We start from the raw sequence: 23,257 nt of genomic DNA, 5'->3' as shown, positions 1-23,257 counted from the left end.
CGTCCCCGGACCGGTCGCCGCGCGGCCACACAGCGGAAGGCACCACCCATGCCCCACAGACGCCGGATCGAGGACCTCAAGCTCTCCCCGCTCGCGGTCGGCAAGGCTGGGCCGGAGGACCGACTCGCCACCGTCACCACGCTGTTCACGCACGCCGAGCGCTATACCATCGAGGCGATCGACTGGTACCTCACCAAGCGCAGACGCCCGGCGCAGTGGTCCCGGCTGTTGCGGAGCATCGCCGTCAGCGCTGCTGTGGTCGGCGGCATCATTCCGCTCGTCCACGGCGCGTCACCCGATCTGATCACTCCCGACTGGGGATTCGTCCTTCTCGCGATCGGTGCGGGGTGCGTGCTCTTCGACCGGGTCTTCGGTCACTCGACATCCTGGAGCCGGTTCACGCGGACTGGGATCGCCCTCCAGCACGCGTTGGCCCGGGCCCAGTCGGAATGGGTCTCCGCGCTGCTGACGCTCGACACCACTCAGCCTGCGAAGGAGGAACTGCGAGAGCTTCTCGCTGTGGTCGAGCGCCTGCACAGCAAGGTGCACGAGATCATGCAGGAGGAGACGTCCGGCTGGATCGGCTACCTCGCCGAGGGTCTGGAAGAGTTGAACTCCACGACAGTCACACGCGGTTCGCGCAGTACGGTGCCCGGGCCCATGACCGGAAATCCTTAACGTCGTGGGACTGCCAAGCGCCTTCCGCGATTGCCCGGCCGCCACACGCGGGACGCCGCCCTGACGAGTGTCAAAGTGCCGGCCCCCTCCCGGACCCGCATCCACGCAAGCCCGGAAAGGGGCAAGCCCTAGCCTCGTCAGATGTCCCTGAAGATCTCGATCTGCGCCCCGATCGAGTTCAGCCGCTCCGCCAGGTCCTCGTAACCCCGGTTGATGACATACACGTTGCGCAGCACCGACGTCCCCTCCGCCGCCATCATCGCCAGCAGGACGACGACCGCGGGGCGCAGTGCCGGGGGGCACATCATTTCGGCGGCGCGCCAGCGGGTCGGACCCTCGACGAGGACGCGGTGGGGGTCGAGGAGCTGGAGGCGGCCGCCGAGGCGGTTGAGGTCGGTGAGGTAGATCGCCCGGTTGTCGTAGACCCAGTCGTGGATCAGGGTCTGGCCCGAGGCGACCGCCGCGATCGCCGCGAAGAAGGGCACGTTGTCGATGTTCAGGCCCGGGAAGGGCATCGGGTGGATCTTGTCGATCGGCGCCTCCAGCTTGGAGGGACGGACCGTGAGGTCGACCAGCCGGGTACGGCCGTTGTCCGCGAAGTACTCCGGTGAACGGTCGTGGTCCAGGCCCATCTCCTCCAGGACCGCCAGCTCGATCTCCAGGAACTCGATCGGCACCCGGCGCACGGTCAGTTCGGACTCGGTGACCACCGCCGCGGCCACCAGGCTCATCGCCTCGACCGGGTCCTCGGAGGGCGAGTAGTCCACGTCGACATCGATGTTGGGCACGCCGTGCACGGTCAGCGTGGTGGTGCCGATGCCCTCCACCTTGACGCCCAGCGCCTCCAGGAAGAAGCACAGGTCCTGGACCATGTAGTTGGAGGACGCGTTGCGGATCACCGTCGCGCCGTCGTGCCGCGCCGCAGCCAGCAGCGCGTTCTCGGTCACCGTGTCGCCGCGCTCGGTCAGTACGATCGGGCGGTCGGGGCTGACCGTGCGGTCCACCTGCGCGTGGTACTGGTTCTCGGTCGCCGCGATCTGCAGCCCGAACCGGCGCAGCGCGATCATGTGCGGCTCGATGGTCCGGGTGCCGAGGTCGCAGCCGCCGGCGTACGGCAGCTTGAACTGGTCCATGCGGTGCAGCAGCGGGCCGAGGAACATGATGATCGAGCGGGTGCGTACGGCCGCCTCGGCGTCGATCGCCGTCATCTCCAGCTCGGCCGGCGGGACCAGCTCCAGGTCGACCCCGTCGTTGATCCAGCGGGTGCGCACGCCGATGGAGTTGAGCACCTCCAGCAGGCGGTACACCTCCTCGATGCGCGCGACCCGGCGCAGCACCGTGCGGCCCTTGTTCAGCAGGGACGCGCAGAGGAGGCCCACACAGGCGTTCTTGCTCGTCTTGACGTCGATGGCACCGGACAGCCGACGGCCGCCGACGACCCGCAGATGCATCGGGCCCGCGTAGCCCAGCGACACGATCTCGCTGTCCAGGGCCTCACCGATGCGGGCGATCATCTCAAGGCTGATGTTCTGGTTGCCGCGCTCGATGCGGTTGACCGCGCTCTGGCTGGTGCCGAGCGCCTCCGCGAGCTGCGTCTGCGTCCAGCCCCGGTGTTGCCGGGCGTCACGGATGAGCTTGCCGATGCGTACGAGGTAGTCGTCTGCCATGAGGTTGAGGTTATCTCAGATATGAGATGGCGCTCGCTTGGGGGGTCCATTCGGGTGATGGCGCGTCAATGACCTGCGGGTTCCCGGGGATGCGCCGGTCATGGGCGATCCATGGGCATCCATGGGCGATTCGTTCCGCAATGCCGCTCATTACGGATTTAGCAGCTGATGGGGCGATGTGGGAGCGGGGACGAGTAGACGACGCTGGTCGTCACGGACCCCAGACCGCCGATCCGTCCCGAAATCTCCTCCAGATGGCGCATCGAGCGTGCCGCCACCTTGATGACGAAGCAGTCGTCGCCCGTCACATGGTGCGCCTCCAGGATCTCCGGCATCGCCTCGACCAGGTCATGGAATGGCTTGTAGTTGCCGTTCGGGTACCGCAGTCGTACGAACGCCATGACGCCCAGCCCGACCCGCTCCGGGTCCACGACCGCCGCGTAGCCGCTGATGACCCCGCCCTCCTCCAGCCTGCGCACGCGTTCCGTGACCGCGCTGGCCGACATGGAGACGGCCCGCGCGAGGTCGGCGAAGCTGGTCCGGCCGTCCCGCTGAAGGACGTCGAGAATGCGCCAGTCGATGGCGTCCAGGGATATCGCGGTCATGGTCGAGAAATAGCACGGATTCCCCGACCGATCGGGTGACATCGCCGTGGATCGAGCCTTCAGAGCGCCGATTCCGGTCCGTAGATTCAAGCCGGACAGCCGGACAGCCGGACAGCCGGACAGCCGGACAGCCGGAGAACAGAGCCGAGCGCCCCCTCAGCTGACGAAAGGCCCCCGCCCTCATGCCTACGACCGCCACCCCCGCCATCCCCACCGAAGCCGCCATCCCCACCGAAGTCGCCACCCCCACCGAAGCCGCCACCCACTTCCGCGCCTCCCTCCGCTTCCACACCGACGTCGCCGACGTGGCCGCCGCCCTCGCCACCCCCGGCGGCCCCGGATTCGTGCTCCTCGACTCCCGCTCCACCCGCTCCTGGGACCAGGGGCACATCCCCGGCGCCGTCCACCTCCCCACCGCGCTCATCCCCGAACAGGCCCCCGCCCTGCTCGACAGGTCCGTCCCCGTCGTCACCTACTGCTGGGGCCCCGGCTGCAACGGCGCCACCCGTGCCGCCCTCGCCCTCGCCGAACTCGGCTACCAGGTCAAGGAGATGCTCGGCGGATTCGAGTACTGGGTGCGCGAGGGCTTCGGCTACGACACCTGGCAGGGCCCGGAGCGCCGCGAAGCCGACCCCCTCGCCGCCCCGGTCGCGGGCACCTGCGGCTGCTGACGCACGGCCGACGCCGCACCGGGTCCTACGACGCACCGGTTTCTACGACGCACCAGGTTCTACGACGCCTCGCGCGCCCAGGCCCGGACCGCCAGCTTGCCCGTCGTGCCGAGGTCGAGATGGGGCGTGACCGTCACCGGCGCGGCGCCCTCCTTCGCCCGCACCCGCACGTACGGAACATTGACCGCCGTACCGAACTCCGTGGTGTTGCGCCACATGAGGCCCGAGACCGCGCTCTCGCCCGGCTTCAGGACCAGCGGGCGGGCCGGGTCGTCGAACCCGCTGCCGGTGCTGATGCCGCCGCTCCCGTGGAAGATCCGGACGCCCTGGACGGGCGCGAGGTCGTCGTCCAGCAGTTCCAGTCGCGGATAGCCGTCGAGTGCGTAGTCCCGCTTGCCGCAGTTCTCCAGGCGCAGGCCCACCACGCGCAGCCCCATCGCGGCGTCGCCGTCGTCGTTGGTGAGACGGACGCCGGAGGGCGGGCACACGCCGGGCGCGGGCGGCGCCTCGGCGGCGGGCACCCGGGTCACCTGGGCGACCTTGATCCGGCTGATCCGTGACGATCCCGGGGCCAGTGCCCCCAGCCGTACCGTGCCGCGCTTCGTCGCGCCGGGGGCGACCGCGCGCACGGTCTCGGAGTGGTTGCCCATGACCGCGCCGCTGTCCGTGGTGAAGTCGAACAGCACTGTGTACGTCAGTGCCTGGCCGCCGCTGTTGGTGACCTCGTAGGTGGCCGAGATCCCGGAGTCGGCGCCCGGGAGCGGGTCGGCGTGCACCACGTAGTCGGAGGGGGTGGGGCTCGGCGTGGCGGTGGGGATCGTCACCGAGGTGATCCGGACACCGTCCACGGGCGGTTCATCGACCGGAACCGCAGACCCGGCCCCTGACCCGCCCTCGGCCCCTGACCCGCCCTCGGCCCCTGACCCGGCCGCGCCGGAAACACCCGCGTGCTCGGCCCCGCACGCCGTGAGCAACAGCAGCGCGGCGACGGCGGGAACGACGCCCGGAAGAAGTGAGGAGGCATTGCGCATCCGCGCATCCCATCAGCGCCCGGCCCCCCGAGCCATGGCGGAAGCCACAGTTCCGGCCACCGGCAGGCGCATGCCCTATTTGTCGCCCACCTATTTGTCGCCCCCCGCATGCCGGCCCATCGCCGTGACAAGGCTGGAGGAGACATGGGCCAGGGCCGGATCCGCGGGGAGGAAGAACGTCTCCACCCCGGCCAGTTCATGGTTCATCCGGGCCATCGGCATCTCGTAGTCCAGATCCTTGGCGTCCCGCACCCCGCGGACGACGACATCGATCCCGGCCCCGCGGCAGTAGTCGACCAGCAGCCCGCCGGTGTGGGAGTCGACCGTGACATTGCCCAGCCCGCCCGCGGCCGCGCGGAGCCGCTCCAGCCGTTCGGCGACGGGGAAGCGCCCGGTCTTGTTCGCGTTGAACATCACGCAGACCACGACCTCGTCGAACAGGAGGGACGCGCGCCGCAGCACGTCCTGGTGCCCTGGAGTGACCGGGTCGAAGGATCCTGGGAAGAGGGCTCGCATGAGCGGAGAGGGTAGCGGCCGAGGCCGACCTGTCGCAGCGAAGGCCGAGCGATTCGGCGCACTCCGGAAGAGCACGCCATCCGGTGGCCCGACTTCTTCTGATCGGATGGGCTCCATGAACGCCTTTGAGATGGAGCTGAGCCTGTACGACTGGTCGGCGCTGCCGTGCCGCTCGTGCCGGTCGGCACGAGCATGTTCCCGGTGACCTGCTGCGGATGGCTCGGGCGCGGACCCGGGAGGAGGCCGAGCCGCGTGGGATCGAGGGCCATGTCTTCCAGGAGACCTGGGGGACGGCGACGGTGGTACCGGTCGCCCGCGCCCTGATGGCGGGCCTGGCGGGCCGAACCCTCTCCGTGGAGGCACGGCACCGGTTTCTCGACCTGCTGGCAGGTTTCGTCATCCTGGACGACGACCTGGCCGAGGCGTGCAAGGACGTCGCCCGCACCGGCCTCTGGACCCTGTACGAGGAGGTGTTCTCGGGCCGGGCCGTGGGCAGCGCGCTCTTCGCCTACTGGATCCTGACGGAGGCGGAGCCCGCACCGGCCCGGCTGGAGCGGCTTCTCCAGGTGGCCCGGCACCTCCTCCCGGACGACCTCTACGAGGACTACTGACCGGGACGCACCACCGCACAGCTGCCAGCGGGTGAAGGTGGGCGGGCAGGGCCATGCCGATGGGCGGGCCCTGCCCGTTCGCAGCGTTCCAGGCGGCCCCGGCATGACCATCCGGCACCCATGTACTAGAGTTATCTCGACATCGAGATATCTGCCGAGGCGCACCGTAGCCGCCACTCCAGTAAGGCAAGCCTAACTTAGCCTGACCTTACTGGATCGGCCAACCCGGCGTGGCGGCAGGATTGACGGTGGTACGCGCACATCAATGAAGGAGACTGTCGTGTCGGCGAACAGCTTCGACGCCCGCAGCACGCTGCAGGTGGGCGACGAGTCGTACGAGATCTTCCGGCTGGACAAGGTGGAGGGCTCGGCCCGCCTGCCGTACAGCCTCAAGGTCCTGCTGGAGAACCTGCTCCGCACGGAGGACGGCGCGAACATCACCGCCGACCACATCCGTGCCCTCGGCGGCTGGGACTCGCAGGCCCAGCCCAGCCAGGAGATCCAGTTCACGCCGGCCCGCGTGATCATGCAGGACTTCACCGGCGTGCCCTGTGTCGTGGACCTCGCCACCATGCGTGAGGCCGTCGCGGCCCTCGGCGGCGACCCGGCGAAGATCAACCCGCTCTCCCCGGCCGAGATGGTCATCGACCACTCCGTCATCGCCGACAAGTTCGGCACCAGCGACGCGTTCAAGCAGAACGTCGACCTGGAGTACGGCCGCAACCGCGAGCGCTACCAGTTCCTGCGCTGGGGCCAGACCGCGTTCGACGACTTCAAGGTCGTACCCCCGGGCACCGGCATCGTGCACCAGGTGAACATCGAGCACCTGGCCCGTGTCGTCATGGTCCGCGACGGCAAGGCCTACCCCGACACCCTGGTCGGCACCGACTCGCACACCACCATGGTCAACGGCCTCGGCGTCCTCGGCTGGGGCGTCGGCGGCATCGAGGCCGAGGCCGCGATGCTCGGCCAGCCGGTCTCCATGCTGATCCCGCGCGTCGTCGGCTTCAAGCTCACCGGTGAGCTGCAGCCCGGCACCACCGCCACCGACCTGGTGCTCACGATCACCGAGATGCTGCGCAAGCACGGCGTCGTCGGCAAGTTCGTGGAGTTCTACGGCGAGGGCGTCGCCGCCACCTCGCTGGCCAACCGCGCCACCATCGGCAACATGTCGCCGGAGTTCGGCTCCACCGCCGCGATCTTCCCGATCGACGACGAGACCCTCAACTACCTGCGTCTGACCGGCCGTTCGGAGCAGCAGGTCGCGCTGGTCGAGTCGTACGCCAAGACCCAGGGCCTGTGGCTGGACCCGAAGGCCGAGCCGGACTTCTCCGAGAAGCTGGAGCTGGACCTCTCCACGGTCGTCCCCTCCATCGCCGGCCCGAAGCGCCCGCAGGACCGCATCGTCCTCGCGAACGCCGCCGAGCAGTTCAAGCAGGACGTCCTCAACTACGTGGACGTCGTGGACGAGGCGGGCCAGGAGTCCTTCCCGGCCTCCGACTCCCCGGCCGTCCGCCCGAACGGCGGTCCGTCCAACCCGGTCCAGGTCACCGCCCCCGACGGCTCGACCTACACGATCGACCACGGCGCGGTCACCGTCGCGGCCATCACCTCCTGCACCAACACGTCCAACCCGTACGTCATGATCGGCGCCGCCCTGGTCGCCAAGAAGGCCGTCGAGAAGGGCCTGTCCCGCAAGCCGTGGGTCAAGTCCACCCTCGCCCCGGGCTCGAAGGTCGTCACCGACTACTTCGACAAGGCCGGCCTCACGCCGTACCTGGACAAGCTGGGCTTCAACCTGGTCGGCTACGGCTGCACCACCTGCATCGGCAACTCCGGCCCGCTGCCGGAGGAGGTCTCCAAGGCGGTCAACGACCACGACCTCGCCGTCGTCTCGGTCCTCTCCGGCAACCGGAACTTCGAGGGCCGCATCAACCCCGACGTCAAGATGAACTACCTGGCGTCCCCGCCGCTGGTCGTCGCGTACTCCATCGCGGGCTCCATGAAGGTGGACATCACCCGTGACGCCCTGGGCACCGACCAGGACGGCAACCCGGTCTACCTGAAGGACATCTGGCCCTCCGAGGCCGAGGTGAACGAGGTCGTCGCCAGCGCCATCGGCGAGGACATGTTCAACAAGTCCTACCAGGACGTGTTCGCGGGCGACGCCCAGTGGCAGTCGCTCCCGGTCCCGACCGGCAACACCTTCGAGTGGGACGCCGAGTCCACCTACGTGCGCAAGCCCCCTTACTTCGAGGGCATGGGCATGGAGCCGGCCCCGGTCGCCGACATCACCGGCGCCCGCGTGCTGGCCAAGCTGGGCGACTCGGTCACCACCGACCACATCTCCCCGGCCGGTGCCATCAAGGCCGACACCCCGGCCGGCAAGTACCTCACCGAGCACGGTGTGGAGCGCCGCGACTTCAACAGCTACGGCTCGCGCCGCGGCAACCACGAGGTCATGATCCGCGGTACGTTCGCCAACATCCGCCTGCGCAACCAGATCGCGCCGGGCACCGAGGGCGGCTACACCCGCGACTTCACCCAGGCCGACGCGCCGGTGTCCTTCATCTACGACGCCTCGCAGAACTACCAGGCCGCCGGCACCCCGCTGGTCGTCCTGGCCGGCAAGGAGTACGGCTCCGGTTCGTCCCGTGACTGGGCGGCCAAGGGCACCGCGCTCCTCGGCGTCAAGGCCGTCATCGCCGAGTCGTACGAGCGCATCCACCGCTCGAACCTCATCGGCATGGGCGTCCTGCCGCTCCAGTTCCCCGAGGGCACCTCGGCCGAGTCCCTCGGTCTGACGGGCGAGGAGACCTTCTCCTTCGCCGGTGTCACCGAACTGAACAACGGCACCACCCCGCGCACGGTCAAGGCCACCACCGACACGGGCGTCGAGTTCGACGCGGTCGTCCGCATCGACACCCCCGGTGAGGCCGACTACTACCGCAACGGCGGCATCATGCAGTATGTGCTGCGCCAACTTGTCGGTTCTTGACCTGATGTGAACGAGCACCCTGCCCCTGCATCTCGCGTGTGGGGGCGGGGCGCTCGTGCGCGACGGGGCGGAAGGCGCGCCTGCGAGCATGATTGCACGCGATCTGTTCCCGGAGCGGAGCTGCGCATCCTACGACGACGAAGTACCCGCACCTGGTACCAGGTGCGGGTACTTCTGTCCTTGCGGGCGTGTGGCGAACAAGCGCCTCTAGGGTGCGTATCGGGTCGTGATCAATGGATGGTCCGTGTGAGGTCTTTGATCCAGATCATCCAGGCGCGCAGGGTGGAGTCCGGCGAGGCAGCTGTCCGGGGTCTTGTCGTATCGGGTGGCGATGCCTCGCAAGGCCCTGAGCTTGTTGATCAGGCGCTCGATGGCGAGCCGACCGTCACGTTCCTCCTCGACCCCGCGGCGTGTTGATGGAGCTCGTGCATTACGTGTGTGATCGGGTCCTGTCGTTGGTCGAAGCGAAGCGACGGGCGCGCAGACTGGAGCTGACACGACAAGCCCTGGCGGAACACCATGCGCTGCCCGCCGAGGAAACCGCTCTATCGAGGGCCTCGGCAACGACGTGATCGAGCCGTCAGTGCCGATCATCCGCTCCCATAAGCCTCGTCTGCACCAACAGGTTCCCCCGCCTCCGCGCGACGAAGATTCCCCGCCCCGCCGGCATGGGACGCAGGCGTGCGTTGCCGAGGATGTCGCCCTCGTTCGGGTCGCCGGAGAGTACGACGCCCTGTGCGCCCAGTTCCTTGATGCGCTGAATGAAGGGTTCGTAGGAGGAGCGGCTGGCGCCTGCATTGTTGCGGGTGATGATGAAGCGGATGCCGCACGTCGCGGGCGAATGGGAGGAGTTTGGTGAGAGGGGCGAGGGGGTTGCCGCTGGAGGTCGACACGAGGTCGTAGTCGTCGACGACCACATAGATCGTGGGGCCGCTGCACCAGTTGCGTGCCCACGTCCATGCCCTGGCCGACCTCATCCTGCGCCGCGCACCCCCGCCCGACGTCACAGCCGACCAGTTGCGGGTGGTCCATGGCGTTGGACATGGGCACGTACTCGGCCAGGTGGGACGGCGGGGCCGCGTCCAGGAGGGCCGACCTGCACAGCGACACAAGAGCGGCAGGCTCCTCGTACGAGGGTCCCTGCGATACGACCAAGAAACTACAAGACCGTCAGGCCGCCGAGATCACCCGGCCCCGCCACAGGTCAGCACCATCCGATAATGGACACGCCTCCGTGCTGCTCACCAGCTCCTTATTCGGTGGCTCCCCCTGCGAGTTGGATGCGGTTGAGCAGCTCGCGGGAGCGCACCGCGGCGGGGTGTTCCGGAGGAAGTTCACTCACAAGACTGCGCAGCAAGTCTGCCGCCTTGCTCGCGCGATGCAGTGCCAGCAGAAGGTCAGCGATTTTCTGCCGAAGCGTGACGGCCTCGGCGTGGGGGGCGTCTGGCAGCAGAAAGCGGTACTCCTCCAGTGCCTGTTCGTGCTCGCCGAGTGTGGCCAGGCACAGCGCGATGTGCCAGCGATATTCACGGACGTCACTGCCGTCCGTAGCTTCGGCTGCCAAATGCCGGAACGCACCGAGAGCACGGCGAAAATCCTCTCCTGCGAGCAGGACGCCCGCGTGGATGCGCCGAGTCTCCGACAAGCGCGGGTCGAGCGGGTCGGCTTGGTCGAGCAACTCCTCCAGTACGTGAGCGGCCTGCGTGAAACGCCCTTCCTCGAACAGCTGCACCGCTTCCTCCTCCCCCTCCTGAACGAGCGCGTCAGACAGTGCGGCGGGCGGCGCGGGACGCGCCGGTGCAGGCACGGCGCGTACGGCTGGGCGGCCCTTGGGAGCGAGTGGGGTGCGATAGGGGAGGGTGGGATCTGCCAGGCCGGACGGGTCTCGCGGTGCGGTACCGGAGCCGGGTGACGGAAGGTGTGGGACAAGCCGGTCGTGCACGGCATGCGCATCAGCGGGGCGGTCGTCGGGATTCTTCTCCAGGAGGTCTAGGACGAGTCGTTCCAGCTCGACGGGCACGTCGGGGCGCACGGAACGCAGTGGTTCGGGGCTGTCGTGGACGTGCCGCAGCGCGGCATCGCCCGTCCCGCTGAACACCCTGCGCCCGGCGAGCATTTCGTGCAGGACACACCCCAGGGAGTAGAGGTCGCTGCGCGGGCTGACACCGACGCCGAGGAACTGCTCGGGGGCCATGTAGTCGCGGGTGCCGACCGGGCGGCCGGTCTCGGTCAGCTGGGCCGTGTCGGTTCCGAAGGCAGAGGCCACACCGAAGTCGAGGACCTTCACCGCCCCGCTGCCGTCGATCATGATGTTGCTCGGCTTCAGGTCCCGGTGGACGACGGGTACGGCGTGCGCGTGTGACAGCACGGAGCAGACCTGCGCGGCTACGGCGACCGCCCACTCGACGGGCAGGGGGCCTTGCTCGGCGAGGATGTCCCGCAGATCCATGCCCCGGATCAGCTGCATCACCACGTACAGTTCGGCGGCCTCGTCGGGCGAGTCGGCGCTCTGGTCGATGGCTGCGTCGTACACCGCGGGCACGCCCGGGTGCTCGATCCGTGCCGTTACACGGGCCTCCCGCCGGAACCGGCCCACCAGGATGGCGAGTTCGGCGGGTGTGCGAGCCTTCTCGACGCGGATTTGCTTAATGGCGACGGGCCGGTCGAGGACGATGTCATATCCCTCCCAGACCAGACCCATGCCGCCGGGCATCGGCAGCGCGCTCAACTCGTAGCGGTCGGAGATACGTCTGGTCCGGCCGATGGTCATGTGGTGGCGACCTCCCGATGTATGGGGCACCCAGTCCTTGGATGAGCGTACGTCAGGTCCACGCGGACACTGGCTCCTGCCCATGGTGAGCGAAAGGTGCCGGGCTACGCTGGCCCGGCGTGCACAAACGGGGTGGCAACGAGGAGCCGAGGAGAAGCGTGAGCGGTACGGGGCGGGGACCGTCGAGGACGACGCGTCAGGAGCTGCACCAGATCGAGGAGGGGCTCAAGCGGGGCTATCAGGGACTCATCGACGAGAGCGGTCTGGAACAGAAGTCGGGCCGCGACCTGGAGCGCGCATGGCTGTCGCGGGCAGTGGCAGCGACAGCGCTGCGCCGCAAGACCGGTCTGGACCACGAGACCTGCGCGAAGGCTGTCATCGACGGGTATGAGGACGGCGGGCTCGACGCGGTCGCGGTCACCGACGGAGCCCAGGTGTGGCTAGTCCAGGCCAAGTGGAACGACAAGGGGAACGCAGGCTTTAATCAGAATGCCGCCTTCGCCCTGATCCACGGGCTCAGCCTGTTGGAGCAGCGCAAGTTCGAGGTGTTCAATGACAAGCTGCGGCCCTTCACCGCACAACTGGACTCCGCGCTGGCGGACGCCCGCCTGAAGATCCACCTCGTGATCGCACTCGTGGGGGACGACCCGCTCAGCAAGCACGCCACGGACGTCCTGGACCGCGCAGTCGAGGACCATCGCGGCCACGGCCCCATGCTCGACTATGAACTCCTGGGCACGGGTGAGCTGTTGCGCCAGCTCAAGGACGACCGGGCGCCCGTCCCGGTGGACGTCACCGTGAGAATGCAGAAGTGGATCAAGCGCGACACGCCGTTCACCGCCTTTCAGGGCACGGTAGCGGCTGGTGAGGTGGCCGAGTGGTATGACGGGCACGGTCCGCGCCTGTTCTCCCAGAACATCCGAAACTCCCTCGGCCTTACTACGATCAACTCCGGCATACAGAAGACACTCGCGGAAGAGCCCGAAAACTTCTGGTACTTCAACAACGGCATTACAGTGCTGTGCGACAGCATCGAAGAGCGCTGGATCGGCCGCCGTCGCCCTGATGAGCCGGTAGAGCTCATCTTGGGGAACGTCAGCGTCGTCAACGGCGCTCAGACCGTCACCTCGATACACGAGGCACGGAGCCTGACACCAGACACTGTCGAAGATGCAGATGTCAGCGTCCGAGTGATCGCCTTGGGCGACCTCGGCGACGAGCGGGTCACCTACGCGAAACGCATCACGCAGACCACCAACACCCAGAACGACGTATCGCTACGGGACTTCATCGCCCTGGACGACACCCAGGCGCGAATCCGCGAGGACTTCGACCTGTCCCTCGGCAAGCAGTACGTGTACAAGCGTGGCGAGGCCGATCCGGCGCCGGAGGCGGGCTGTTCGGTGGCGCATGCCGCCGTCGCGCTGGCCTGTGCGCACCGCACGCCGGAACTGGCGGTTCGCGCCAAGAGGTCGACAGACCTGCTCTGGGAGAGCGGCCGGCTGGGCAACTACGCACGGCTGTTCGGCGAGGAGCCGAGCGCCTTGCGTATCTGGCGCTGTGTCCTGGTCCACCGTGAGGTTGGCGAGGCGCTGGAGCGGCTGCACGAGCAGGTGCGCGGCCGGGCAGCCGACACGACGCTCCGCGGTGATCTGCTCGTCAGCCACCTGGTCTTCCAGCTCCTCGCCCCCGACATGGAGGACGTCGACGACCCACAGTTCGACCTCGTGCCCCTCGTCGCTCGCGTCCCGGACCTGGTCAGACCAGTCGTGGAGTGGCTCATCCACCAGATCGATACGGTCTACGGACCGCAGTCCTTCCTCACCAGTACCTTCACCAACGAGGACCGCTGCAAGGAACTCGTCGGCCTTGTCCTGCCGGTGGTGCGGGCCGGGGTGTCCGTCCCGGAGGTCCCCGACACCTACCAGCCACCCGCCCCGCAGCCCCGCCGCCGACGCCGCCCGAACGCGGTGCCGACCCTGGTGACCGCCCGCCTCCTGGCGGAGGGCACTCCGGTCCTGTACGTCCCGATGAACGCCCCGGAAGAGAAGGCCGTACGGGCCTGGCTGACCGGCGACCCTCGCAGAGAGCAGGCGAGTTGGACGAACGACCGCTCCAAGCCGCTGGTATGGGCCTACGACGGCAACCCCTACTCGGCGAGCGGCCTCGTCAACCGCATCTGGGAGCTGGCTGGCTGGGAACAGGCGCCGACTGCTGTGCAAGGACCGGCACGCTGGGTCGTCGGCGGCAAGAAGACTCTATGGGACATGGCCATGGAGTGGCTGGCCACTGAGGAGGAGACGGAGGGCTGAGAGCCACGCTCATCCTCGGGACGCTTGGCGCACATCGAGTTTCGCCCACGGTTTTGCCGACGGAACGGCGAGCTCAACCCGCAGCCGGCCGGTCGGCGCTTCGGCGAGGGGGAGCCCCCGGCCCGAATCGTCGTACTGACCGGCCGACCGGGCCCGCAGCTCGCTGTGGACCCGGCGTCCCGGACGGTGCTCGCCTGATACATGGCTCCGGTTGAGCACCGAAGGGCGCGAACGGTACGCGTGGAAGGGGCGGCTTCTGGCGGGCGTTGTCTGGTAGCCGCCCCTTCGCCATACGCCCGCAGTGGGCTCAGCGGGTGTCGGGGAGGTTGTGGCGGCGCCGGATCAGACGGTACGCGGCAGTGCGGGCCTCCTGGAGGAGCTGCCCCTGGAACTCCGCGTCGGAGAAGTAGCGTTCGGTGAACTTGGTGTCCGCCTCAGCCCGTTCGATCATGATGTCACGGAACCTCTTGTTGAAGGGGTGCTCGAAGTCTCCTTCGTTGCGGGCGGCGACGGCGGCGTCCTCCAGGTCCGGATCTTCCGCGGCGGCGACGATGCGCTCCTCGTACATCACACGGTCGGCTTCGCTCAGCCCGAGGCCATAGCGGACGTTGAACTCCTCAATGAGCTCGGAAAGGAGGATCTTGTCCGGGTCTCGGTGGCTGCCCGCGCCTTCGGCACCGTACGGGGCGAGGTCCTCGACGTCGTCGTCGGTGAGGCTGATGTCGTAGTCGCCGACCTTGGTAACCCGCATGTGTGTGAGGTCCATCTCCCCAATGTCGAGGGAGGGGTCGTACGGGGGTGGGGGCAGGATGTTGGCGAGGTGTTTGCCGTAGAGGTAGAGGCGTTCGAGGCCGATGTCGACGCGCGGCATGAGCTGGGACAGGAAGCCGTACTGGCGTAGGAAGCCGCGCAGGTCGGCGCGGAACTCCTCGGCGGCATCCCTGTCCTGTTCCTGGCGCTCGACGAAGCGAGCGCGGGCGGCGTCGGTGTGGCGGTAGAGACCAGCGTGGGCCTTTTCCCAGCGGCGGGCGCCGGGCTCACCGACGGAGGCGGACCCGTCGGCGGCCTGCGCGGCGGCCAGGGCGCGGACGAAGGCGTCCATTTCGTCCTCGTACAGCAACTGGTGGTCCGTCACCTCGCGTTGGGAGATGTACAGGAGGTTGACGTCGGCGGGTTCGGTGCGGGCCTCCTTGAAGTAGGGGGCGTACTCCTTCTTGATGTCTTCGGGGTCGTTGACGAAGTCCAGGACGAACAGATCCTCCTGGCTCTTGCGCGGGTGGGTGCGGTTGAGGCGGGAGAGGGTCTGGACGGCGGCGACGTCGGTCAGCAGCTTCTCGATGTACATGTGAGTGAGGAGCGGCTGGTCGAAACCGGTCTGGTACTTCTCCGCGACGACGAGCATGCGGTACTCGGTGCGCGGGGGCGCACCGCCAGGCTTTCCGGTGCGCAGGGCGGCGTAGCGGTCATCGGCGCGGGTGTAGGCGAAGGCGTCGGGGAGTTCCTTCTCGGAGACGCCGTTGAGCTCGGCCTCGGTGACCTTGACCTTGGTGACGACTCCGTCGATCTCCTTCTCCACCTCCAGCTCGCCGGAGAACGCGACGAGGACGCCGAGGTCCGCGCAGTCCAGGTCCTTGGTGGCCTGCACCAGATGCTCGTACATCTTGTACGCGGCCTGCCGGGACCGGGTGACGACCATCGCCTTGGCCCGCCCGCCGAGCCTGCGGCGCCCGTGCACGGCGAAGTGCTCGACGATGATCTCGGCATGCTGGGCGAGGGTGGTCGGGTTGAGATAGACGAACTTGGCGAGCTCACCCTTCGCCTTGTCCTCGTCCACCTCGATCTGCTCGGCACCGTCCTTGGCGACCCGCCAATGGGTCGTGTAGCGGGTGTAGTTGCGCAGGGGATCGAGGATGAAGCCCTCCTCGATGGCCTGCTTCATCGAATAGATGTGGAACCCGCGCTTGAGCTTGGAGTCCGGGTCGGTGACACCGAAGAGGTTGAGGGTCTTCTTCTTGGGCGTCGCGGTGAAGGCGAAGTACGACAGCATCGGGTGCATCTGGCGTGCGGCAGCGGAGGAGGTCAGGAACTCCTCCTCGTCCTTGCCGGCCTTCTCCTCCGCTCCGAGTCCGCGCAGCACCTTGCGCATCTTGGGCACGGAGCTGCCGGTCTGGCCGGAGTGGGCCTCGTCCACGATGATCGCGATCCGCTTGTCCTGCAGGCCGGTGACGCCTTCGAGGATGTGAGGGAAGGTCTGCGCCGTGACGATTATGATCTTCGTGCCGGTGTCACCGAGGGCTTGGGCAACCTGCTGTGACTTGGCGCCTTCGGTTCCCTTGACCCGGCGGACCACGCCCGGCGTGTGGTCGAACTGGTAGATGGTGTCCTGGAGCTGGTCGTCCAGGACGGTCCGGTCCGTGACGACAACGATCTTGTGGAAGACAGGCTTGTCGGCCTCGATACGCCCTTCGGCGACCGCCTTCGGATCGAGCGCGTCCGGCTCGGCGGAACCGTGCAGCACGGAGAGGTGGTGGGCGAGCCAGCCGATGGTGTTGGACTTGCCGGAACCGGCGGAGTGCTCGACGAGGTAGTTCTGGCCTGAGCCGTGGTATGCGGCGTGATTGGTGAGGCGGCGGACGGCATCCCACTGATGGTAGCGGGGGAAGATCAGGGTCCGGTTGTGCACGGACAAGCGACGCGGCCGCCCACTCTTCGCGGCGCCCTTCTTGTTCCTGGGGTCCTCGACGTGCAGGAACCGCTTGACGATCGCCATCCAGTTGTCCGGCTGCCAGACCTCCTCCCAGAGGTAGGCGGTGCGGTAGGCCGGTCCGTTCTCACTGTCGGGAAGGGGCGGGTTGCCTGCGCCTCCAGGATTGCCGGGCCCCTTCGATCCCTGGTTGAAGGGGAGGAAGAGCGTCTTCTCGCCCTGGAGGCGGGTGGTGAGAAAGATGAGCCTCTCGTCGACCGCGAAGTGGACAAGGGCCCGCTTGGCGAAGATCAGATCCTTCGGGTCACGAGTGGTGCGGTACTGGTGCTTCGCATCCTCGACGTTCTGGGGGTTTTGGGACGCCGAGCTCTTGAGCTCGGCCGTCGCGAGGGGAAGCCCGTTGAGGAACAGGACCAGGTCAAGTTCGCGGGTGTGGTCCGGCGCATAGCGCAGGCGGGGGGTCACCGTCAGGCGATTGCTCCGGTAGTTGTGGAACGCGTCCTCGGCGATGGCGTGCGCGGGCCGGAAGTAGGCGAGCTCGATGTGCAGGCCGCGGTCCTTGACGCCGTTGCGCAGCACGTCGAGCGTACCGCGCGCGTCGATTTCGCGGGCGAGCAGCTTGCCGAACTCACGCATGGCGATGCCGGCGGCCTCGGGACTCCCTGCCTCGCCGGTGAATTCCTTGAGCCGCTCCAGGGCGGCGGGCTGCGTGGTGCCAAGGAAGGTCCACAACTGGGCCGTGTCGAGACCGAGCTCGGGGTTGTAGGCGCCCTTCCCCCGCTCGCCTTCGTGCCAATCGGAGGTAGTGAGGGCTTCGACGATGGTCCGCTCGAAGGCGTACTCGCAATCCGGGCGGGGTTGTACGGGGGCGGCTCTACCAGGGGCATTGGCGAGGGTCACGGGGCCTCCACACCTCGGGCGGTGGTGATGTCGAGCTGGCCGGTTACTGCAGCGGTGATGAGGGCCTGGCGGCGTTCGGCGAGCAGAGCCGATTGGCGGGTGAGGACCTGGTATGCCTCGCGCGCGGACTCCTGTTGCTCCTGCACTCGTCTGACGAGATCCTGCTGCCTCTGGAGATTGGGCAACGGGACGGGAAAACTGAGGATCTTTCCGCTGTTCGTGGAAGCCAGGTTGGTCGTCTTAGTTCCGGTGCTTTCGAAGTAGAACCGTCCGTGGACCGTCTGGGTCATCAACGCCAGATAGTCCGGATCCAGCTTGTCTAGCTCGGGACGCAGAGCGAAGACATGGTTCTGGTGAAGGCAGTTGGCCAACTCGCCGCGCCACACCGTGCCACGGCCAAGCTTGTCGAGGTCCCCACCCTCGGTCATCAGGACATCGCCAGCACGTAGGGTGCTTCGCTTCGCCACGTGTTTGGGAACGGTGATTTCCGCGATGGAATCAAGCGCCAGGTGTCCGGCCTGAACATTCGCTACACGGAGATACGGCCGAGTTACATCGCTATCGGTTCGAGCACGTCCCTCGTCGACTGTGACACCGTTCTGCAGGCGACAGACGTAGCCAAGGCGCGTAAGGCGGGTGTCTTTGGGCATTGCGGGAAGCCAAGGGTACGGGTACTTGCCGAGTGGCTGTGTGAGCGTGCCCGGGATCAGGGTTTCACTGACGCTCGCGAAGGAGCGTTCTCCCAAAGCGTCCAGCTGGTCGCTGCGCGCACGAGTCAATTCGTCCAAGCGAGTCGTCTCGACATCGAGAAACTCGACGATGCGACGCTGTTCTGCCAGCGAAGGCAGTGGCACCCTGAGCTTTTCTACGTCTGGCATATAGATCGTCTTGTGAGTAGATCCGGCTGCGATCCGCTTGAGGTCCGGAGCCATCGCTCGCAGTGCGTGCAACAAAAAGCGGGGATCGAGCCGCGGCCCGCAAGTCCAGGTCACGAAGTCCTGACTTGTCGCCATTTCTTTCCCCATTATTGCCGAGAAGCCGACTGACGCGGTACGGGAAAGAATTACAGTGCCCGCAGGATGTCTGACTGCGGCGGAATTTGCCTCTCCGAGTTTGCTGATCTTCTCCTTCGTCTCCGTGATGACATCAACCTGGTTGCTACGCAACTGCCAAACGTCAGCCAAGGTAATCCACGGAATGGTGCAGTCCTGCCAATATTCAGGTTTGCTGCGGCTTGGCGTATGGCCGGACCCCAATCGTGCCACAAGGCGAATCGGTGCCGTGGGCCACTGGGAATTTGCAAGCCATGGAGCGATTTCGGTTACGCTCACTCCGTCACCTCCCGCAACAACCTCTGAACCTGCTCCTCCAGTCCATTCAGCTCCGCGTCGATCTCCGACAGCGGGCGCGGTGGCTCGTACACGTAGAAGTGACGGGTGAACGGAATCTCGTAGCCGATCTTCGTCTTCTCGTGGTCGATCCATGCGTCGGGCACGTACGGGAGCACCTCGTCTTTGAGGTACTGCTCCACGTCCCGATCCAACGGCACGTTCTCGTAGTCGCGCAGTTCCGGGTCCGGTTCCGGTTCGCCCTTCTTCATTTGGACCTCGCCCTCCGGATCGCGCACACCAATGACCTCGCGCAGCGCCTTCTGAAAGGAGGTGTTGCGGCTCCACGGAATGTGGGCCTCGGCGAGCGCCGCGTTGACCGCTGCCCAGGCTGCCTTCTTCCTCGACCATGTTTTCCCGAGAAGCGGCTTGAGAGCATCCGTGAAGTGCTCGACTCCGGCCTCCCCGAAGTGCTTGATCATGCCTCTCGACTCGCGGGCCTCCTCCAGCGTCTCCTCGGTCACCTCGAAGCGCAGCTTCAGCGGGCGTTCGACGGTGATGCGCCGGTAGCCGAAGTCGTCGTTGTCGAAGACCTTGACCTTGTCGTGGAACGCGTGGGAATCGTTCTCGGCGATCTCCAGGCCCTCGGCATACAGCTTCATCACATGCGTGATTTGCTCCTCGCTGATCACCTTCCGCTTGTCTCCGAGGGACTTGCGCATCTTGACCCACTGGTCGCGGGCGTCGACCAGCATGACCCTGCCCTTATGGGCCGGGGCCTTGCGGTTGCTGAGGATCCAGAAGTACGTGGAGATGCCGGTGTTGTAGAAGAGCTGGTCGGGGAGTGCGACCACAGCCTCCAGCCAGTCCTTCGTGAGGATCCAGCGGCGAATCTCGGACTCGCCGGACCCCGCTGCCCCGCTGAAGAGCGGCGAGCCGTTGAAGACGATGCCGATGCGACTGCCGCCGTCCTCCACAGGCCGCATCTTGGAGATCATGTGCTGGAGGAACAGAAGCGAGCCGTCGCTGATGCGCGGGGTGCCCGCGCCGAAGCGGCCTCGGTGGCCCAGGTTGTCCCGCTCGTCCTCGACCTCTTTCTGGACCTTCTTCCAGGCCACACCGAACGGCGGGTTGGAGAGCATGTAGTCGAAGCGGAGGTCCTCGAACTTGTCGTCGCTGAGGGTGTTACCCAGCTGAATGCGCTCGATGTCCTGGTTCTTGATCATCATGTCGGAGCGGCAGATCGCCCAGGACTCGGGGTTGAGCTCCTGCCCGAACACATACACGTCGGCTGTTGTGTTGTGCTCGTGGATCACGTCCTGACCCGCGTTGAGCATGCCGCCCGTGCCGCACGTCGGGTCGTAGATGGTGCGCGTGGCTCTGCCGACCTTGAGTTCACCGAGGTCCGGGGTGATGAGGAGGCGGGTGATCAGCTGGATGACTTCGCGCGGTGTGAAGTGCTCACCAGCCGTCTCGTTGGACTCCTCGGAGAATTTCCGGATGAGCTCCTCAAAGGCGTATCCCATGACGTGGTTGGAGACTGCCTTGGGGTGAAGGTTGTAACCCGCGAAAGCCGACACGACCTTGTGGAGCAGCTCCGTGTCCAACAGGTGCTGGATCTGCTCCTCAAAGCGGAACTTCTGGAACACGTCGTACGCATCCGGGGAGAATCCCTGGACGTACTTCGGCAGATCGGCCTTCTCGTCCTCGTGGGCGCCTGCGATAGAGGCGAGTGTGTGGAGCGTCGTGTTGTAGAAGGAGTGGCCGGACTTGGCCGGCAGGAACGGGTGAGGGTTTCTCCCCTTGTCCGTGAGGCGCTTGAACTCGGCGGCCACCTCTTTCCGTGTCGGCGCCAGCACGCATTCAAGGCGTCGCAGCACGGTGAACGGCAGGATCACCTTGCCGTAGTCCGAGCGCTTGTACTCGCCCCGCAGCAAGTCCGCCACCTCCCAGATGAGGTTCGCGAGCTTCGTCGCCTGTGCGTACTCCGCGGCTGCTTGCGCCTCCGGATCGGTCACCACGTCCGTACATCCTTACATTTCTTGGTAGCTGAGGTCAGGGGAACTCGGGGACACCGGCAAAGCCCAGGAGGCCGGTGGCGGCAAGAGCGGGGATTCACGGAGCAACGTCGGCTCGTGCACCCGCCGGTGCGTCGTGGGCCTCCCCACCGCCCCGGCCGCGTAGTGCCCCCGCCACCGCCTCCGTGGCGTCCCTGGCCAGATCCTGCCCCATTTCGTGCGCCGTGCGCAGGAGGCGGCTGAAGTCGGCCACGGTGCGGAACGCCGCGCCGTACGCGCGCTGCCGGTCAATGGGGAACAGGGGGACACGGACACGGCGCGGGTCCAGGCGGGTGTGGGAGCCGAGACTGCTGGTGGTGGACGCGGCCTGGTGCGCGCCTTCCACACTGGAGAGGAAGCCGGCCAGGTACCAGGGATCCAGGATGTCGGTGTTGGCCACGCGGATGTGGTGCAGGGTGGCCGCCGGGTAGGCATCCGCATCCTCGGCGGTGGCGACGCGGGCTACGACGTTGCGGGCGGCGACGGGCAGCAGGACGTCACCGACGCGCACCGGCTGGTGCTGGACGATGTCGTCGGGGGCCGGACCGACCTCGGACGGCGGCCGACCGGTCACGACGTCTCGCGCGGTGAGGAAGAGAGACTCCCCGGGGCCAAGGGTGGGGAGTGGAGCGGAGCCGGTCTGCCCACGGTGAACATCGGCGGCAGGACGGTGGCGCTCCGTGTGGGCGGGGCGGCGCAGCACCACGACGCCGCTCTTGGCCAGCTCGGCAAGGGTGGCGACGCGGACGCCCGCGCGCGCCGCCTCGGTCAGGTCCGGCAAGCCAGGGAGCGCGCCGACGGCGGGCAGCGCGGACCTGAGCGCGCGCAGGGTCTCGTCCACGGCCGTGCGGCCCGCGTCCAGAGTTTCGGCACTTACGCCGAGTGCGGCGGGCTGGGGTAGATGGCGGCGGGGGGTCAGGTCGACGTCGTCGTCGAGGAGATCCATCACGGGGACCAGTCGAGCCACGCCGGGGCGTTCCGGGAACGAGGAGGAGTCGTCTTCGGCCGCCGCCACGTACCGCGCCCAGAGATCCTGGATCAGCATGCGCGGGTCCTGCTCCTCCCCGCTGTCTGCCAACAGGATGCGGGCAGGCGGAAGTTCACCCTGTTCGGGCCGGCGCAGAACCCAGATCTGCAGGGCGAGCGCGTAATGGGCCGCATACCCGGCGGGAAGGGCAATCACCGCGCGTAGCGCTCCGCGACGCAGCAGTTCCTGGCGGATGCGGCGACCGGACGGACGGAGGGCGACCGCCGGGGGCAGGAGGAGGACCACGGGCGCGCCCGGAGCGGCATGGGTAAGGGCCTGCTGGATCCAGGCCAGTTCCGACTCACCGCGCGATGGGATGCCGTATTCCCAGCCCACATGGTCGACGAGCTCTTCGTGACCCCAGTTGCGGTCGGCGAATGGCGGGTGACCGACGACGGCCGCCGCGCGCCCGGGGCGGAACGCGGGGCGGCGCAGGAAATCACCGGTGTGCACGTCGAAGGACACGGCCGTCGCTGCCGGATCGGTGTTGCGGAAGGCTAGGCGGAGGGAGGAGAGGAGGGCAAGGGAGTGGCTGAGCTCCTGGCCCTGAACGGAGGTTGCACCCCCGTCGGCGGCGGCGAGGAGGAAGGTTCCGCTACCGCAGGAGGCGTCGAGAACCGCGCGCTCAGTGGGTGGCCCAGCGAGGGTAACCATCAGGTCGGCGAGTCCACGGGGGGTGGCAGTGAGGCCGGAGCGTGAGCCCTGGTGCAGAAAGCGTGCGCACAGGTCGTCGAAAGTGGCGCGCGCGCCGTCGGCTGCCGCGGCCTCGGTGGCGGTGGCCAGGAGGGCGAGCAGCCGGGTGCCGAGCTCGTACTGAAGGGAGCTGAGGAGTTCACCGAGACTGCCGACCGTGCCGCCGGGAGCCTCGGCGAAGGTGTGCTCGGCGCGCTCCATCAGCCGGACCAGGCCCGCCTTGTCTCGCGGGCTCTGCACGCCGGGATGGTGGTGGAGGTGGAACAGGAGCAGGCCGGTGAGGGCCAGGGCGTCCTCGGCGGCACTGCCGGCCCTTGCAGACTCGAAGCTCTGCCACAGCCGCTCGGCCACCGCGATACGCCGGGCCTTGCCCTGGCGCCCGAGCCACTCCTCGACCTCGGCGAGGTCGAATCGAGGGCTGCGGTCGGTGCCGCCCACGGGTTGGGGGAAGTCGTCGTGCCGCTTGCGCCAGTTGCTGACAGCGGTCGGTTTCACCTCGGCGAGCCGAGCGATGTCCGCCGCGGTCACCTCCACTCGGCCTGTCGTCATGCTCCTCGGCTCCTCGTCTTCCGGCAGCTCGGGGGGTGCGGTCGACCTTACGTGAATTCGAATGCGATGAACAGGATCACAGCAGCGCGATATCTAGATCACAAACATTGGTTGGCTATGTTCACACTCTCGCATGGTAC

14 protein-coding genes and 2 pseudogenes are annotated in these 23,257 nt (G+C 67.4%); 5 read left to right on the top strand and 11 right to left on the bottom strand.

The window, feature by feature from the left end; all coding sequences use genetic code 11:
• Positions 1 to 48 precede the first annotated feature (48 nt).
• The gene (locus AB0N90_RS24060; protein WP_365199751.1) at positions 49 to 678 is read left to right on the top strand and encodes an SLATT domain-containing protein; all 630 of its coding nucleotides are present in this window, start codon (positions 49 to 51) and stop codon (positions 676 to 678) included.
• A 137-nt stretch (positions 679 to 815) separates the two neighbouring features.
• Here the strand turns inward: AB0N90_RS24060 and AB0N90_RS24055 are convergent, their stop codons facing one another.
• Both AB0N90_RS24055 and AB0N90_RS24050 read right to left on the bottom strand, forming a co-directional pair.
• On the bottom strand, positions 816 to 2,345 hold the full coding sequence (locus tag AB0N90_RS24055; RefSeq protein WP_365199748.1) for a UDP-N-acetylglucosamine 1-carboxyvinyltransferase: 1,530 nt from the start codon (positions 2,343 to 2,345) through the stop codon (positions 816 to 818).
• 158 nt (positions 2,346 to 2,503) lie between these two features.
• Positions 2,504 to 2,950 carry an Lrp/AsnC family transcriptional regulator gene (locus AB0N90_RS24050; RefSeq protein WP_365199745.1) on the bottom strand — a complete coding sequence of 149 codons (447 nt, stop codon included), beginning with the start codon at positions 2,948 to 2,950 and terminating at the stop codon, positions 2,504 to 2,506.
• Between the two features lie 182 nt (positions 2,951 to 3,132).
• On the opposite strand from AB0N90_RS24050, the gene AB0N90_RS24045 reads away from it, so the two are divergent.
• Entirely contained in the window at positions 3,133 to 3,621 is a 489-nt protein-coding gene (locus AB0N90_RS24045; protein WP_365199742.1) for a rhodanese-like domain-containing protein, read from the top strand.
• Positions 3,622 to 3,680: 59 nt separating this feature from the next.
• Here AB0N90_RS24045 and AB0N90_RS24040 read toward each other — a convergent pair whose 3' ends face one another.
• Both AB0N90_RS24040 and coaD read right to left on the bottom strand, forming a co-directional pair.
• Positions 3,681 to 4,469 (bottom strand): DUF4232 domain-containing protein, encoded by a 789-nt coding sequence (locus AB0N90_RS24040; RefSeq protein WP_365199739.1) that lies wholly within the window; start codon positions 4,467 to 4,469, stop codon positions 3,681 to 3,683.
• A 273-nt stretch (positions 4,470 to 4,742) separates the two neighbouring features.
• The gene (gene coaD / locus AB0N90_RS24035; RefSeq protein ID WP_365199736.1) at positions 4,743 to 5,168 is read right to left on the bottom strand and encodes a pantetheine-phosphate adenylyltransferase; all 426 of its coding nucleotides are present in this window, start codon (positions 5,166 to 5,168) and stop codon (positions 4,743 to 4,745) included.
• A gap of 215 nt (positions 5,169 to 5,383) precedes the next feature.
• Here coaD and AB0N90_RS24030 point away from each other — a divergent pair, with 215 nt between their 5' ends.
• Together AB0N90_RS24030 and acnA are read left to right on the top strand one after the other, a co-directional pair.
• Positions 5,384 to 5,779 carry a hypothetical protein gene (locus AB0N90_RS24030; protein WP_365199733.1) on the top strand — a complete coding sequence of 132 codons (396 nt, stop codon included), beginning with the start codon at positions 5,384 to 5,386 and terminating at the stop codon, positions 5,777 to 5,779.
• 280 nt (positions 5,780 to 6,059) lie between these two features.
• Positions 6,060 to 8,777 (top strand): aconitate hydratase AcnA, encoded by a 2,718-nt coding sequence (gene acnA / locus AB0N90_RS24025; RefSeq protein ID WP_365199731.1) that lies wholly within the window; start codon positions 6,060 to 6,062, stop codon positions 8,775 to 8,777.
• A gap of 230 nt (positions 8,778 to 9,007) precedes the next feature.
• Here the strand turns inward: acnA and AB0N90_RS24020 are convergent.
• The 3 genes and pseudogenes from AB0N90_RS24020 to AB0N90_RS24010 form a co-directional block, all read right to left on the bottom strand.
• Positions 9,008 to 9,149: pseudogene (locus AB0N90_RS24020) on the bottom strand (IS5/IS1182 family transposase); the annotation flags it as partial.
• Between the two features lie 208 nt (positions 9,150 to 9,357).
• Positions 9,358 to 9,875: pseudogene (locus AB0N90_RS24015) on the bottom strand (type VII secretion protein EccC); the annotation flags it as partial.
• Positions 9,876 to 10,029: 154 nt separating this feature from the next.
• Positions 10,030 to 11,547: a protein kinase gene (locus AB0N90_RS24010; RefSeq protein WP_365199728.1), complete on the bottom strand. Its 1,518-nt coding sequence runs from the start codon at positions 11,545 to 11,547 to the stop codon at positions 10,030 to 10,032.
• A 158-nt stretch (positions 11,548 to 11,705) separates the two neighbouring features.
• Here AB0N90_RS24010 and AB0N90_RS24005 point away from each other — a divergent pair, with 158 nt between their 5' ends.
• Complete coding sequence (locus tag AB0N90_RS24005) at positions 11,706 to 13,859, top strand: AIPR family protein (protein WP_365199727.1); 2,154 nt, start codon at positions 11,706 to 11,708, stop codon at positions 13,857 to 13,859.
• Positions 13,860 to 14,166: 307 nt separating this feature from the next.
• On the opposite strand, the gene AB0N90_RS24000 is transcribed toward AB0N90_RS24005, so the two are convergent.
• From AB0N90_RS24000 to AB0N90_RS23985, 4 genes are all read right to left on the bottom strand, one after another.
• Positions 14,167 to 17,463: a DEAD/DEAH box helicase family protein gene (locus AB0N90_RS24000; RefSeq protein WP_365199724.1), complete on the bottom strand. Its 3,297-nt coding sequence runs from the start codon at positions 17,461 to 17,463 to the stop codon at positions 14,167 to 14,169.
• A complete protein-coding gene (locus AB0N90_RS23995; RefSeq protein ID WP_365199722.1) occupies positions 17,460 to 18,794 on the bottom strand; it encodes a restriction endonuclease subunit S in 1,335 nt (444 codons plus the stop codon). The genes AB0N90_RS24000 and AB0N90_RS23995 overlap by 4 nt, the downstream gene beginning before the upstream one ends.
• Complete coding sequence (locus AB0N90_RS23990; RefSeq protein ID WP_365199719.1) at positions 18,791 to 20,809, bottom strand: class I SAM-dependent DNA methyltransferase; 2,019 nt, start codon at positions 20,807 to 20,809, stop codon at positions 18,791 to 18,793. Before AB0N90_RS23990 ends, AB0N90_RS23995 begins: the two co-directional genes overlap by 4 nt.
• 97 nt (positions 20,810 to 20,906) lie before the next feature.
• Positions 20,907 to 23,117, bottom strand: coding sequence for an N-6 DNA methylase (locus tag AB0N90_RS23985; RefSeq protein WP_365199717.1), 2,211 nt, complete (start codon positions 23,115 to 23,117; stop codon positions 20,907 to 20,909).
• Between the last annotated feature and the right edge of the window lie 140 nt (positions 23,118 to 23,257).

It is taken from the genome of Streptomyces sp. NPDC093018, assembly GCF_040684035.1.
Classification (GTDB): Bacteria; Actinomycetota; Actinomycetes; order Streptomycetales; family Streptomycetaceae; genus Streptomyces; species Streptomyces murinus.
The sequence above is the reverse complement of the archived record's forward strand: the minus strand, read 5'-3'. Positions and strand labels throughout refer to the sequence as shown.

Coding starts and splice junctions, on each gene's coding strand:
- AB0N90_RS24055 (WP_365199748.1), bottom strand. CDS start 2,345: ATGGCAGACGACTACCTCGTACGCATCGGCAAGCTCATCCGTGACGCC.
- AB0N90_RS24045 (WP_365199742.1), top strand. CDS start 3,133: ATGCCTACGACCGCCACCCCCGCCATCCCCACCGAAGCCGCCATCCCC.
- AB0N90_RS24010 (WP_365199728.1), bottom strand. CDS start 11,547: ATGACCATCGGCCGGACCAGACGTATCTCCGACCGCTACGAGTTGAGC.
- AB0N90_RS24060 (WP_365199751.1), top strand. CDS start 49: ATGCCCCACAGACGCCGGATCGAGGACCTCAAGCTCTCCCCGCTCGCG.
- AB0N90_RS24050 (WP_365199745.1), bottom strand. CDS start 2,950: ATGACCGCGATATCCCTGGACGCCATCGACTGGCGCATTCTCGACGTC.
- AB0N90_RS24030 (WP_365199733.1), top strand. CDS start 5,384: ATGGCTCGGGCGCGGACCCGGGAGGAGGCCGAGCCGCGTGGGATCGAG.
- AB0N90_RS23985 (WP_365199717.1), bottom strand. CDS start 23,117: ATGACGACAGGCCGAGTGGAGGTGACCGCGGCGGACATCGCTCGGCTC.
- coaD (WP_365199736.1), bottom strand. CDS start 5,168: ATGCGAGCCCTCTTCCCAGGATCCTTCGACCCGGTCACTCCAGGGCAC.